The organism is Blautia sp. AF17-9LB, assembly GCF_003479185.1.
GTDB lineage: Bacteria > Bacillota > Clostridia > Lachnospirales > Lachnospiraceae > Fusicatenibacter > Fusicatenibacter saccharivorans.
The window spans coordinates 1-15,231 of record NZ_QUGU01000017.1 but is presented as its reverse complement, the minus strand read 5'-3'; the positions used below and the strand labels follow the sequence as shown (position 1 = coordinate 15,231).

Here is a 15,231-nt window from a genome sequence, read left to right as displayed (position 1 = left end):
ATAAAAAAGGAGGTGAGCAATGTTACTATCAAGCAACGAATTAGACATGTTGATTTTGCAACATGGAAAAGATGGAACATCCGCAGATTCCAAATATATCTGGGTGAAGTATGCACAAGATAAAAATGGAACTGACTTGACGGACGATCCAACAAATGCAGTTTATATAGGCATTGCTTATAACAAAACTGAAAAACATGAATCCGATAATCCTAACGATTATACATGGACAAGAATCAAAGGTAACGATGGAGAATCGGCATATACTGTTATTCTTCAAAATGAAAATATAACATTCTCTGTTTCTAATCAAAATAATATTGCTTTAATGGATCAATCTTTTGATACTTCTGTTGTGGTATTCAAAGGTACAGATGCAGTTAGTAATTTCACTATTGGAACAGTTGAAAGTAAAAATGGAATTTCGGTAATACAAAAAAATAATACAATCACATTTTCTGTCGAGGCTGGAAATAAAATTGAAGCAGATTACGGAAAATTCTCCATACCAATTTCTGTAAATGGATTAGTATTTAAGAAAGAAGTTTCTTGGTCGCTTGCAAAAGCAGGTGCAGTTGGTGGTCAAGGAAATCCTGGCGAACCTGCTTTAAGTATATCTCTTGGAAACGAATCACAAAATATTCCATGTACATATGATGGGCATGTCATTAATGATATGTTAATAGAGATATCATTTGTAGGGTATCGAGGTTTAACAAGAACACCATGTAACGTAGCAGTCGGCACTCTTCCATCTGGAATGACTCTTGGGTCAACTGAGAATTGTACAATATCTAATGATGGATCGATAATTTTGAATATCGTAAAAAATGCTACACTTGGCACTGAATTAACATTAACTGGAAATATAGTCTTAACATTTAGTATAAATGGAAAAACATTAGTTAAAAACTTTACCTGGACAAAATCTAAAGATGGTGGGTTGTCCTATATCTACTCCATAGAACCATCATCATATGTAATAAACAAAACATATGATGGAACACTCTCTCCTGCTTCTATTACATTTAATGCTTATTATCAGAAAGATGGAAGCGATAGAATTCCGTATCATGGTCTTTTTACAATAGAAGAATCGACAACAGGAAGTGATTTCAAATCCACATATCTTTCTTCAAAAAATGAATCATCTTTAACTTATACCCCAACGTCAAATAACATTAAAAGTGTACGATGTACATTAAGTCAAACTGACAAAGTATCTGTTGTGCTAGACAGACAGACGGTTATCGTATTATCTGATGACAAAATGAAGGATGCTTTGACTACTGTAACTACCAGAGTTAATGGTGTATCTAGCAAAGTGGATGGTATCGACAAGAAAATTACAAACAAGGTTTGGCAGACAGATATTACAACCGCAGTAAATAATTATGATGGCACAACCGTTAAATCTCTTCGGGATCAAGTGAGTTCGCAAGAAACTAAGATTGGCGAAATAACCTCGGAAGTATCCGATGTTAAAACCACAGTCAAAAATAATCAAGCAAGTGTCCAAAAAGACATTGCTTCTATAAAACAAGATGCTACAGGATTCAAACAAACAGTTGCATCTACATATGAAACTAAAAATGACGCAACGAGCAAATATTCAAGTTTTGACCAACGTGCTGGAAAAATCGAAACTAATGTCAAAACACTTCAAGGAAATGTTACTACCTTATCTCAAACAGATACAGAAATTAAAGCAGAACTGAAAACTGCTAAGGGTGATATCACGACTTTAAAATCTGACGCCTCTGGTCTTTCGACAAAAATCACGAACGCCCAGGGAGATGTTAACATTTTAAAAGCAGATGCAAAGACAATGAAATCAGATATTTCGGATGCAAAAGGCAATATTTCTGAATTACAAAGGACGTCAACAAACCTTCAGTCGCAAATAACAAATAATAATACTAATATTAATATTCTTAGCCGCGATCCAATGAATTACTCACAATTAAAAGAAGACACTGCAGATTATTTTGGTTTTACATATGATAATACGGCAGATGGTAAATGGTATACAGTAAAAACTTTGTCAAGGGATAAATTTATTTCTGGATATTATGAATGTATGGGTGGAGAATCATTTAATATAGAGTTTGAAATCTCTACTTCTGTAAAAGGCAACTCAACGAATGAAGGAACAGATAGTACTTATAAAGGTACTGCGATCGGCTTATATGGATTTAATGCTCAAAAACAAAGCGTTGGTATTAATTATAGCGCAAGAACAACTGCTACTGCCGCAGCAACAGCTACAAAAATTAGTTCTGTAGTTAGCGTTCCAGTAAATTCAAGATATTTTCGAGTATTCCTTCAAACTGAAAGTTGGGGAAATTTTTCAGGAACATTAAAAATTCGCAATGTGATTGTATCTCGTATTAAGGCGATGGAAACAAGAATATCTTCTGCCGAAACAGCAATCCAGCAAAATACAAATGATATTTCTTTACGTGCTACCAATGTGCAGTTAGATCAAGTAAAAAAAGAGATTAATGGTAATTTTGCCAATTATTCTACAACAACAGAAATGAACTCAGCCATTAATCAAGCTGCAAATTCAATTACATTGGATGTGAGTAAAAAATATACAGAAAAAACTGTATATGACCAAGGAATTGCTGATGCAAAGAAAGATGCAACTACAAAAGCTGATAATGCTTTAAATAGTGCAAAAGCAGATGCTACAAGTAAAGCTAATAAAGCAGAATCAAATGCAAAAGCAGATACGGCAAATAAGCTAAAGAATTATTCTACAACAACAGAAATGAATAGTGCTATTAAAGTGAAAGCAGATAGCATCACACAAGAAGTATCTAAAACATATACAAAACAAACAGATTTCAATTCTCTTTATATTGGAGGCAGAAATCTTGCTCGAAATACATCCAGTTCTTATTCTTCTGAGTTTTCTGGTTTTAGTGGTGCAGCAAATATCTGCCCATCAGTTGCAACCGTTCTAACAGATGGTCTTGCTGCTGGTGATGAAATTACGATTCATCTATATTATAATTATTCAAATATTGTTGCTGCTACTGGGCAAACTGCCAAAGTATGGATACAAGGTAGTGGAAATGTAACGGGATGGAGTTCTGGAGCATTTCCATCAAGTCCAAGCATTGCTATTTCTGGAAGCGGAACGAAAGAATTTTTATATACGACAACCGTTTCGGCAGACCAGATAAAAAATTCATATTGGTTTGTTAATCTAAGACATGATTATGTCCGAAGTGGAACTGTTCGATGGAAAATGTTCAAAGTCGAAAAGGGAAATCGTCATTCCGAATGGAGTCCGGCTCCAGAAGATACAAGCGCTGCTATCACAAAAGTGGAACAAACAGCAACAGGCATCAGAGCGGATTTAAGCAATACACAAGGAGACGTAAGTTCATTACAAGCGACAGCTTCTGGGCTACAAAAGAGTATTTCTAATGCACAAGGCGATATTAATACTATGAAATCAGATGCTACAACAATGAAAACACGGATTTCTAATGCTGAAGGAGATATATCGACTTTACAACAAACAGCGAATGGTTTTCAAGTACAACTTAGTAAGAAAGCAGATCAAGTTGATAGTTTTAATTGGAATCTTGTTCCAAATTCATACAAGATGAACAATCAATGGGGTGCCGCAGGTGGTTTTGTCGGTACAACTACGGTTGTTTTAGATCCGGATGCTTTATGCGGTTATCATATTGAGGTTAAATGTACTACTGCTGGATCAGGGCCTCATTATCCAGTATTCGGTAAAACTTCGGATAAGGTTGGAAAAACATATACATGGAGCTTTTGGGCAAAATGTAGTGCCAATAAGTCATCTGTGCCAGTCGGACATGAGTGTGGTGGTATAAAGAGAATTGATTTGACAACATCTTGGCAGAAATATTTCATGACTTGGAAATACATAGATGCCGCACATTCATCATTCACATTCTATGCGACATTTGCTGTCGGTGAAATATTGTATATTCGTGATTTTAAGATCGAGGAAGGATCTATTGCAACAAAATGGGCGCCAGCTGAATCTGATCTGAAAGGTGAAAAAGGCGACAAGGGAGATAAGGGCGATACTGGTGCAAGTGGAAAAGGCGTTAAATCTACTGCAGTAACATATCAGGCAAGTTCGTCTGGAACTACGATCCCTACTGGAGTATGGTCAGCAACTCCTCCGGCGACAAGTGCGGACAAACCATATTTCTGGACTCGTACGATCATCACCTATACGGATAATACAACTTCAACTGCTTACAACGTTGGTAGTACACCGGAAGGAATTGTCGTCGGCGGACGAAATTTAGCAATGAATACTAACAAAGGAACAACCGGATGGAGTTGGTCAATGCAAACTGGCGGCTATTCCAAAGAATCTGTATCCGAAACTGGGGTTAATACATGTAAACTTACACGAGATTCTGTAAAACAATCCGGATGGTCTGTAATACAGTTTTCTTATATTGGACGCACAAAATGGGAGGCTGACACGAATTATACCGTATCCGTAGATGTCAAAGCAAGCGTTTCTACATCGATGGATCCAAGCTTTAGACATGGTGACAGTTCAAACATGTTGATACAATCATGTAAAGCCGTAAACAACAAAACAGTTGCGAATGTATGGACAAAACTGGTATGGGTTGTAAAATCAGCAGCAACATTGCCTAGAGGAACTTCACAGAATACATATTTCACTGGAATGAATAGCGGAACAGGTGTTTCCTATCAGTTTAAAAACCTAAAGATCGAAAAAGGCAATATGGCCACGGACTGGACACCAGCTCCAGAGGATTATGTATCTTTTGTTGATGTTGAGTATTATCTTTCAACATCGGCAACATCACTTTCTGGTGGATCATGGTCGACGACAGCGCCGACATGGGTTAATGGAAAGTATATGTGGAGTCGTACGGTAACAACGGACGGAGCTGGTAACAGAACGTATTCGCCAAATCAAAATGGAGTTTGCATTGCAGGAGCACAGGGAGCAACCGGAGCCAAAGGTGATAAAGGAGATACTGGAGGGACTGGTGCAACCGGTAAAGGCGTTAAATCTATTGTAGAACAGTATTACAAATCAACGTCAGCAACAGCCATGTCCGGCGGATCGTGGAGCACGACTTATCCTGGATGGGAGAACAGTAAATATATTTGGACGAGATCGGTGATTACCTATACTGACAACACGACTTCAACGACAACAGCAGTTTGCGTCACGGGAAGTAAAGGGGATAAAGGTGCTACTGGAGCCAAAGGTGATAAAGGGGATAAAGGAGCAACAGGTAGTGCTGCTCTACAAGTTAAGCGAAACTTTAGTGGAACGTATACGAGTGTTGGACAAATAACAACATGCGGTACTAATGATTTTAACAGACCACCTTTTGCCGGAGATACATTTATTTGTTTAGATGGATCATCAAATACAGGTACATGGCTTGTAACTTCCGTATCTGGTGGCACAGTGAATATTAAACTATTAGCGTATGTCAATAGCAAAGGAGCAACCGGAAGTAAAGGAGATAAAGGTGAGAAAGGTGAGAAAGGTGAAGCTGATATTAAGTGTTACCCGCTGACGGGTGGCGCAAATCAGCTCGTATGGTCTAAACTTGGAACTCTTATATCAGCAGGGGATAATAGTAATTTTATTATTAATATCTATACCGGAAACGGATATAACGGACATGCACAACAGAACTCTCAAGCCGAAATCGTAATCAAAGATGGATGGCAAGCATCGGCTTCAACAACTTCAGCATTTGGAGTTAGTGTAACTAGACAAAACTGCGATGACTTGAAAGTTCAAGTGCGAGCAACAGCCTCAAACAAATGTGATGTATGGGTATATTTACCTTGGGCATATAGCTGGGGGACATATACGATTGCAGGAAAATATACATCTTGGGAAACATCATCTACAACTCAGACTACCGAGCCAATAACTGGAACATTACAGGATTTGGCATATCGTATGAATTCAGAAAATGCAGCAAAAACAGCAACCAACTTTATGGAGTTTACTTCTGGAAATGGTTTACAAATTGGAAACAAAACTGATGGCTCTTGGTCTGGTTATCGAACCAAAATTTCGGCATCGGCGTTTGAAATAATAAATCAGGCAGGAATAACTCTTGCATATTATGGTGATAAGTTGATCCAGCTCGGAAAAAATACAAAAGATTCGGTTATTGAGTTGTGTGGCGGTCTTGGAAAAATACAATCTAAACAGTATTACGGATATCAAGCATGTGAAATGTCAAGTGACTATGTAGCATTAAGAAGTACTCACCAAGCAGTATTAACCAGCAGTACTTCAACCGGTAATTGTATGGTATCGGCGGCAGAAAATACATTCGGAGCGACAGCCACTACTACCGATAGCACTGGAAAAACGACAAAGCAAGGTGATATTGATATATCAGATGGCGTTGTTGAATTTTCATCTATTCGAAATGGATATGATTGTGCTGTTGGTGTTTATGCTGGTGGATGGTCTGGAGGAACATATAGGGGATCATTTTCCCCATCGAAAGGTTATACCGAAAAAGTATTGCTTGGTGACAATGGCGCTGGACAGTTATGGGATAGATTGATGGCTAAAAATGCAACACAGATAATGTCAGATAGAAAAGCAAAATATGATATTAAGCCATTGGGTGCAGATACGGAATCACAAATAGCGACCATGAGCCTCGACTCGGAACATTCCAACGCCAATCCTGTGGATATTCATTCAGAACTCTTTGATCGGCTTCAGCCAGTACAATATAAAATGGTGAATGACGATCAACGAATTCGTTTCGGATTTGTGGCACAAGATGTCGTGGATGCTATGAAAGAGCTTGGAATTCGTGAAGACGAGCTGGATTTGGTACATCACGATCAACGAGTGACAGAAAATGGCTACAATGACACATATGGGATGGTATATACAAACTTGATCGCGCTTATTACACACGAACTTCAGCTTGAAAAGCAAAGAAGATCGAATCTTGAGTTAGAGGTCGCAGATCTAAGAAGTGAACTTGAAACCATGAGGGATAATCTCTCTGGGAATACAAATTAATTTTAGGAGGACAGAACTATGGCAGAAGTAAAAGCAACTTACACAAAGGATATTCATTATTCGGGTATTATTACTGTAGATGGCGAAACAGTAATATCTATGGACGCAAACATGGACGCAAAACATCCAGATGTACCGATCATTAACCGATACATCAATAATGGCAGAAAATATAGAGCAAATAAGTCTGCTATTGATGATATTGTTGATAAATTTGAAAATGATATCTGGACTGAATATGATGAATATATTGCAAAGCTAGAAGCAGAAAACACAAACACTGTATCGAAATAATTTAATACATATTCTTTACATACCATTTCCGCTCGCCCCATTCATATATTAAATATATTTGGTGCATTTGATAATCTATCTCGCATTCACAAGTAAATTGAATATATGTTATATACTTTACTTGTGTCTTCATTGTTACAGGAATAGAGCCATGTTCTTTATATCTAAAATACAAAGGCATGACTCTTCCTTCTGTATCGAAAGACGCAATTACTGGTACTGGTATTAGATTTTGTTTATTATACATACAATCATCTCCCTTACTATTAATTTACCATATTATCAATTATTGTCAAGGGATGATATAAAATAGAAAGGAGGGAGTAATGAGCAAAAAGTTAAATGAACAAGGTTTATCTCATTTATTGTTAAAATTGAAGTCAATATTTGCTACAAAACAACATTCTCATACAAAATCAGAAGTCGGTCTTTCAAAAGTAGATAATACGTCAGATGCAGAAAAATCCGTAAAATATGCTGCTACTGCTACATTTGATTCAAGTGGACATCGATATCTTTCCGTTTTTCACTGGAAGTACCAAAAAGTTTCTTCGTGAGATATTCAATCTGCTGATGAAGGTTTTCTTTTTCCAGCCGGTCTGCTTCCAATGTTTTTTGTAAAGACTGGATCAGTTCTGTCTGTGTGGAAATCGTCTTATTCAGTTGGTTGATCATGTCCTTGTACGCAAGGATTTTTGAATCTTTTGAATTGCCAGCCATATGTTTTCTGCTCCTTTTTCACTGCTCTTATTATACCATAAAAAGCAATGAAAAAGAAGCAGAAAACCCGTATTATAAAATTTTTGGGAAAACAATTTTTATAATGAAATAATTAATCATTTTTTATAAGAGGAACAGAAATGTACCTCTTATTTTTTTTACAACGAAAGAAGGTGTGTTATATGACAGAACAAGAATTTGTTGAAAAAATCGAAAAACTTGCAGCAGAAGATATGAAAACAAGTGGCATTTTGGCATCTATTACTACTGCTCAGGCATGTTTGGAATCTGGATATGGAACTACTGAACTCGCTAAAAATGCAAACAATTTATTTGGTATGAAAACCACTCTTTCTGGCAATACATGGAAATCTGTTTGGGACGGGAAAAGTAAATATACCAAGAAAACGAATGAACAAACAAAAGACGGAACAATATATGTCGTTACTGCTGATTTTAGAGAATATCCAGATATTTTATCTAGTATCAAAGATCATTCTTGTTATCTAAATGGTGCGATGAATGGATCTGTAAAACGTTATCAGGGATTATCTGGATGTAAAGATTATAAAAAGGCAGCACAACTTATTAAAGAGGGTGGTTATGCGACAGATGTGAAATATGTAGACAAATTATGTAGTTTGATTGAACGTTGGAATTTAACTCGCTTTGATGTACAGGAGGAAAATATGAGTATAAATATTATAGATGTGACTAATGCAAGCAAAAATTATGTACCTCAATGGGGAAATGCAAAACAATATATTGGCATACACTATTTAGGTGTTGCTGGTCAGAATAATAGAATTGATGCTGATGGTTGTGGTGCGCATTTCTATATTTACTGGGATGGAACAATTTATCAAGCAGCAAGTCTTGATGCGATCTTATGGCAAGTCGGAACTGCTGGATACTATACACAAAAACATAAATATGCTAGAAACAATAATACAATTGGAATTGAAATGTGTCCAAAATGTGATGGAACAGGAAAATCAGCTGAAGATCCAAAATGGTATTTTACTACGGAAACTCAAGAATCGTGTGTGAAGTTAGTCAAATATCTTATGGATAAATTAGGCGTAGGAGCTGATCACATTCTTAGACATTATGATGTTGTTAACAAATATTGTCCTGCTCCATATGTTACTAACAATAAATATAAAACTTCTTGGACATGGAGCGAATTTAAAGCAAAGCTAGGTTCTACTTCTACTCCTACTGTTGCACCGTCCACACCAGCACAAACAAAAACATATAAAGTTGGTATGTATAAGGTAAATTGTGATCTTCATATCAGATCGGATGCAACTGTTAATTCAAAAGTTGTCAATACTATTCGAGATCGTGGCGAGTATACTATAACAGAGATTAAGAATAATTGTTGGGGTAAACTAAAATCTGGAGCTGGCTGGATCAATGTTTCGGATGAATATTGTACGTATGTTGGTGTAGTAGCCACTGCAAATAAACCAGTGCCTAAACCAACCGTAAAGCCAGCTACACCTGTATACAAAGTAGGAAAATATAAAGTTAATTGTGATGCTTTAACAATTAGAAGCGATGCATCCAGCAAGGCAAGCGCAACTGGAAGCATTCGTGACAAAGGAACTTATAATATCACTGAAATCAAAAATACATACTGGGGTAAGCTAAAATCAGGTGCAGGTTGGATTTGCATTGACAAAGATTTTTGTACCTATGTCGGTGTTTTGGATAAGCATAGCACTGTTGTAAATAAAGAATTTCAAATTGCAGTTAAGGAAAATGGCATCAGAGTTCGTGCTTCTGCTGGTCTAAGCGCTAGAATTGCTATTGGTTCTTGCCCTATTGGAACATATACTATCACAGAAACAAAAACTGCTGATGGATATACATGGGGTAAATTGAAATCTGGTGCAGGATGGATAGCAATTGAATGCTGTGTTAGATTATAATAAATACATGCGTGAAATAAGAAAAGCCACCCTCATCAGGCAGCCAGAAAAGAAATTTTTCTTTTTTCACCATCATATGAAACAACCGTTTCATCAGTGCAAAAATAGTATATCATATACGATAAAATGATGCAATAATTTTATGGGGAATATCAATTAATTTTGGTATTCCCCATTTTTTTACGCTTTTTTATTATTTTTCTGTATTTTTAGGTACGTTTCAGGATATCTGTATTGTAGTATATCCATGGCTTTTATCATATTTTTTTCTATTATGTGTACCATACCCTTCAATTCGCTATATGAAATATAATCGCTGTCAATTTGATCGACAATATATTTTATTTTATCGACCCAATAATCCTCTATTGGTTTTTCTTTTGTTTTAATATACTTATAGCATTGTGGCATATAATAAAAATCATTTCTTCTGATGTCTTGACAAATTTGTTGCATGAAAACATTAAATCCTCCTACAGTTAATCTTCTAACTTTGTCAGAATTCTTAAAATATAAGCCAATATAATATTCAATTTTAGGATAATACTTTTTATCTAATTCAGAATACCTCTTTCCTTTAGGCGGTATATTCCTACTGCTACTATACGCATAATTTTGGCTTATTAATTTTTGTTTTTCAACTTCATATTGACCATTAATTATTTTACTTACATTATAAGGTAAAATATGATATTGTTTCGCAAGTTTGTTTATACCATTATCTTTTGTATACTCTGATCGAATTCTTTCAATTAATTCCGAATCAATTTGTTTCGCCGTTTTGCATACAAAAATATCAGATATTTGTATATCTAAAAATAACAATATATGAATTGTTCTAAGTGGATTCGCTTTATTTAAGAATATACTACTCATTGCTTTTATTTGACAAGCCTCCTTTATGTTATTATCAGATAAATATTGTTTAAAATTATCTAAAAATACAGACTTGTGTTGGAGCCATGAAAGCTGATTGATATATTTATTTTGAATTAACTTCCTGTAAAATACGTCAAACATCGTAATACCGTTCTTAAGACTCTGTTTTCTTACTACTAATTGATATAGGTATTTTGCAGCCTTGATTTCACCGATGGTTCCCATATCATATGAATAATCATCATTAATGCAATTTTCAGCCGTTAGAAAATATATTATTCTTGAATTGTTAACATGAACCGATGAATTTTTGAGTTTACATCCATGAATTACACAAACATTAATTTCTGGAATTTGATGGAAAGCATTCCAATATGTTTCGTGATATTGCTCTCGATTTTCTTTTGCACATAACGGACAATATTTTAGAAATATTTTTTGATGTTTATGTTTTGGTCTTGGGGAAAGGTATTCTAAAAAACTTTTGTCATTTGATATGAGCTTTCTCAACGCATTTTCTTTATCCGATTCGTTTAGAAATACAGACCAGTAAAAAAACATAGTATGGTTATAGTATAAGTCATTAATAATATAATTTTTCGATATAAAAGAACGTAGTACATCACTTGGTTCGTTTATATAAAATATTTCGATGTATTCATTCGGTCGTTTAAACACGATTTCTTTAAAAGATTGATTACTCTGTACATTTATATCTTGTTTCAATCTTGAATATATGCTATAGAACAATTCATAGTCATATATTTTAGGAAAATAATTTAACATATTTCTACCTCTTCAACAGTAAAAGTATTTTTAATAAGAGTTAAGAGATCATAGTTATTTGATTGTGAATAATTGTATAAGTCAGCAATATTAACACCATTCGAATGATGAATTGTTATTTTTTTATGTGATTTATTGACCGTTTGACTATTTTTCTTTTGCACTTTTTCTACTTGCATAGACATCAGCCCATTGTATGACGCATTAAAAATATCAATACTTAATTTCTCTGTGTTACTCATAATGGCTAATTCCTGTGCTCTATAAAATAATGATACAACAGTTGACGTCACTCCGTTTGAATGAGCATACAACCAATTTATAAATTTTTCTGATGGTTCTGTGTATTGTTGTACATATTGAAATTTTAATAGATTTTTGCAAAAATGTATAAAATCATCATCATAATCAGTTTGTAAATATCGCAAGCCTATTGTCCTTCGTTCCAGATGTGGTGCACTTTCAAACCAATGTAGACATTCTGGTGTTCCAACCATGCATACACTAATTCCGCTACTATTTATAATCTGTGTTAATGCCCCAATAAGTTTATCACCGTTTTTATTATTAACTACATTTTGAATCTCATCAACAATAAGTACCCCAACATGATTTAAACATATTTGGCTAACAAAACCGATTAGTCTATCCGTAGTATACCGTTGTGCTACCTGTAAATAATCTCCATCCAATGTAGCATCAAGAATACGAACGATTTCTAACAATAGACTTTTTACAGAAGAGTCAAATGGGCATTGCACAAGTATAAAAGGAGCAATTCGTTGATATGGGTCTGTTGTTTCGATAAAATGATTTCCGAAAATCAATGAGATCGCTCTGGTAATAGCACTACTCTTCCCTATGCCAGAAACTCCAATGATTGTAAACGAATCAGCACCACCTATAATACCATTGTACGTTTGTATGGTGTTTGTTGTATTTTCGATTCTTTGCTGTTTTACCATCATATCATTTTCTTTTTTCTTAATCGATCTGAGTAATGCCATATACAATTTATTATATACATCAACAGATAATTGTGATGGAATATAAATATCATATAACTCTGATAACGCCAGAAGACGAGTTGGCATTGTTTCATTGGCAATGTTTATATTATAGTTTGGTAATATCTTCAGTCGTTCTACTAATTCGTTTTCACATAAAAAATCAGGCAATTGTGAAAGTAATTTACCGTTCATCTTTTAACTCCTCCCCTAGCAATCAACTCGATCTCATTCATCAAATCAATTTTCGCCTGTCTTGCATTATTTTGTTCAGAACGTAGTGTTGATTTGCTCTGTTTTTTGATCTGCTCTACTTCATCTAATCTTCTGCTTTTATATCTGCTTTCAACCAATACGAACGGCATGAAATCGCCCTTCTCTACTGTCCATACTACAGATACATCATCTGGATCGTAAGCAACCTTAACATCTCCACCTTGCAGGAATCTTTCGGCGCAATCATCCCGTTTATACCGCATCCCATTTACCACTAGACCACGCCTAGTGAATGTCCCAATGGTACGTGGGAGCAGATATAGGATTATTTTCGCGGTATCATGCGGGAATGAAATTAAATTTGCGCCTGGTTGTCGTCTTCCCCATTCCCATATACTGGCCGCATATGGCTTTATTCCATCATGAATCATAGATTGTGTGTAAGGGAATCGTTCTATGAGCCGTTGACTGTTATAGTAAACGATGCAGCGCAGGACAATCTTTTCGAAATCATACATGGTAAGACAAGCATCTAATCTGTAATCTCTTGCACCTCGTTCCTGGAAGTCCGGATCAATCACACCTTTGCCCTTGAGAAGTGGTTTATACATGGATTGAATGATGTCAAAGAATTTCTCTACAGCACCTTTCAGCTCTGGTCTGTATGGTGGAAGATTTACCATGGTCACGCCTGTTTCTGTAATCTGCGCAAAGGATTCTGATGTGTATTCCCGTCCCATATCAGTTACAAAGATGCCCGGTAACTCTTGCACGTTCCACTGGGATTTGTCTAGTGGGATACCGAACTTTCTACACCATTCTGTTTTGTCGGTAAGTATATTTTGGAGCAGATGGCATAAACTCTTTGTATCGTTATTCCATGAGAGAACATAGCCATAACACATACTACTGTAAGCATCAATGCAAGTGGTTAGGATCGGACGACCTTTTAAGGTACCTGTTTCGTCAATAAGGTAGATATCACATACTGTGGAATCAAACATACCAGTGCCGATATTGGTTGCAAACTCACGGATACCATCTCCTAGCAAGGGACGATTGTTCCGCTGGTAATTTGACAGTCCATCACGAGAAATATAATAAGTTTGGAGCTTCTTAGTCTTCCGGTAAAAGTATCGGAACTGGTAAAAGGATGGATGATCGGGCAAGAGCTGTCCCGTGCTGTCACAATACTTTTCTTTTAACATCATTTCATATGCTGTAACAAGACTGTTTTGTCTGCGTGTATAGAAGAACTTATTCAATGCCCATCTCATGTTTTTCTCATCTTTGGTCAGCACTTTTTCTTTCGTATGAACTTTTGGTGCAAGTACAGTGACGGTCTGAAAGATTAGATACTGATACAGATAGCGGCGGATAGTCTGCTTACTGATGTTATGCTCCTCTGAGATGGAAGAGATGATGTTTGCAGTTGCTGTGCTTTCTCCTAAGTGGTATAGGATCGGTGCAATCAGTGTGTACCGCTCATGTGCAATGCGCATCTGATCGGATGTAAGCTCCTGTTCGGCTGGTGGGGCGATGTTGAGTGCATCATATAATTGCTTCTCTGGCAATGGGGTATATTGCGTTCTGAGCGTCCAGAATGGCATTTTCGGATGGAGACAGTCAATTACAAGGGTTTGGTTATCTGATGTCTTTAAAATTCTGTAGAACGTGTTATTGATATAGGCTATATCAGCTTTCTGCATCTGTTACAATCCCCCAATCTTGAACGTTATGGGCAAGCCAGTAGGAACGTGATGTGTCCAGAAGTTTGATTGTAAGTGGCTTTGGCTTGGTCAGATGACTTCGTTCTACACACTCTCGGACATATTGCGTGCCGTCCTGTCGTGTAATAAGGAAGTCTGTTGTGTAGTCTTCATCTTCGAGTGGCGTGTTACATTGAAAGGATTGAACAGATGGATCGGTTTCCAGTTTGTCTGCATAAGCAGATTGGATGGTGCTATAGCATCGGCAGATCGTGTCACATTTAGAAAGAGACTTTTTCTCACAGCGTCCTTTGTAGTTTTTCTTGTACATAGTGTACCTCCTTTGATTTTATGTGTCGAAAAAGTTACCCAAAAATGAATTATGTGTGTTTCGAAAAGTACCCAAAAATGCTTGTTTTTGGGCGTGTGTAAGAATAAGTACCCAAATCCTGTTGTTTTTGGGAAAATCTGGGAAAGAAAAAATCCAGTGTTTATGCGGGTTTCCAGACTTTTTAATATTTATAATTACACATCTCCAAAAATGGAGTAAAAAATATACTATGTTTCAAGGCAACCTCCTTGAGCCTAAAAAGGGCAAAACTGTTGGTTCTGCC

Annotated in this window: 8 protein-coding genes and 1 pseudogene; 4 read left to right on the top strand and 5 right to left on the bottom strand. The window is 36.1% G+C overall.

Translation table 11 applies throughout. The annotated features are described in order from the left end of the window. Positions 1-19: 19 nt before the first annotated feature. Both DWX00_RS15730 and DWX00_RS15725 read left to right on the top strand, forming a co-directional pair. Positions 20-7,069, top strand: a complete 7,050-nt coding sequence (locus tag DWX00_RS15730; RefSeq protein WP_118595687.1) for a tail fiber domain-containing protein — start codon at positions 20-22, stop codon at positions 7,067-7,069. Between the two features lie 18 nt (positions 7,070-7,087). Next, complete coding sequence (locus DWX00_RS15725) at positions 7,088-7,363, top strand: hypothetical protein (RefSeq protein ID WP_118595686.1); 276 nt, start codon at positions 7,088-7,090, stop codon at positions 7,361-7,363. Positions 7,364-7,858: 495 nt separating this feature from the next. Here the strand turns inward: DWX00_RS15725 and DWX00_RS15715 are convergent. Continuing rightward, positions 7,859-8,083, bottom strand: a pseudogene (locus DWX00_RS15715) (IS66 family transposase); the annotation flags it as partial. Positions 8,084-8,265: 182 nt separating this feature from the next. Between DWX00_RS15715 and DWX00_RS15710 the strand changes: the two are divergent. Further along, a complete protein-coding gene (locus DWX00_RS15710; protein WP_243038032.1) occupies positions 8,266-10,020 on the top strand; it encodes a glucosaminidase domain-containing protein in 1,755 nt (584 codons plus the stop codon). A gap of 180 nt (positions 10,021-10,200) precedes the next feature. On the opposite strand, the gene DWX00_RS15705 is transcribed toward DWX00_RS15710, so the two are convergent. Genes DWX00_RS15705 through DWX00_RS15690 form a run of 4 tightly spaced genes read right to left on the bottom strand, consistent with a single transcriptional unit; the run spans position 10,201 to position 14,948 of the window. Beyond that, a complete protein-coding gene (locus tag DWX00_RS15705; RefSeq protein WP_118595683.1) occupies positions 10,201-11,685 on the bottom strand; it encodes a TniQ family protein in 1,485 nt (494 codons plus the stop codon). Beyond that, positions 11,679-12,887: an ATP-binding protein gene (locus DWX00_RS15700; protein ID WP_118595682.1), complete on the bottom strand. Its 1,209-nt coding sequence runs from the start codon at positions 12,885-12,887 to the stop codon at positions 11,679-11,681. Before DWX00_RS15700 ends, DWX00_RS15705 begins: the two co-directional genes overlap by 7 nt. Further along, positions 12,884-14,617 (bottom strand): integrase catalytic domain-containing protein, encoded by a 1,734-nt coding sequence (locus DWX00_RS15695; protein ID WP_118595681.1) that lies wholly within the window; start codon positions 14,615-14,617, stop codon positions 12,884-12,886. Before DWX00_RS15695 ends, DWX00_RS15700 begins: the two co-directional genes overlap by 4 nt. Continuing rightward, positions 14,604-14,948 carry a TnsA endonuclease N-terminal domain-containing protein gene (locus DWX00_RS15690; RefSeq protein WP_118595680.1) on the bottom strand — a complete coding sequence of 115 codons (345 nt, stop codon included), beginning with the start codon at positions 14,946-14,948 and terminating at the stop codon, positions 14,604-14,606. Before DWX00_RS15690 ends, DWX00_RS15695 begins: the two co-directional genes overlap by 14 nt. Positions 14,949-15,003: 55 nt before the next feature. Between DWX00_RS15690 and DWX00_RS19945 the strand changes: the two genes are divergently transcribed. Then, positions 15,004-15,231: hypothetical protein (locus DWX00_RS19945; protein WP_207664707.1), on the top strand; the 228-nt coding region annotated here is incomplete at its 3' end.

Excerpts from the sequence above, each read along its gene's own strand:
- DWX00_RS15730 (WP_118595687.1), top strand. The coding sequence starts at position 20 with ATGTTACTATCAAGCAACGAATTAGACATGTTGATTTTGCAACATGGA.
- DWX00_RS15725 (WP_118595686.1), top strand. The coding sequence starts at position 7,088 with ATGGCAGAAGTAAAAGCAACTTACACAAAGGATATTCATTATTCGGGT.
- DWX00_RS15710 (WP_243038032.1), top strand. The coding sequence starts at position 8,266 with ATGACAGAACAAGAATTTGTTGAAAAAATCGAAAAACTTGCAGCAGAA.
- DWX00_RS15705 (WP_118595683.1), bottom strand. The coding sequence starts at position 11,685 with ATGTTAAATTATTTTCCTAAAATATATGACTATGAATTGTTCTATAGC.
- DWX00_RS15700 (WP_118595682.1), bottom strand. The coding sequence starts at position 12,887 with ATGAACGGTAAATTACTTTCACAATTGCCTGATTTTTTATGTGAAAAC.
- DWX00_RS15695 (WP_118595681.1), bottom strand. The coding sequence starts at position 14,617 with ATGCAGAAAGCTGATATAGCCTATATCAATAACACGTTCTACAGAATT.
- DWX00_RS15690 (WP_118595680.1), bottom strand. The coding sequence starts at position 14,948 with ATGTACAAGAAAAACTACAAAGGACGCTGTGAGAAAAAGTCTCTTTCT.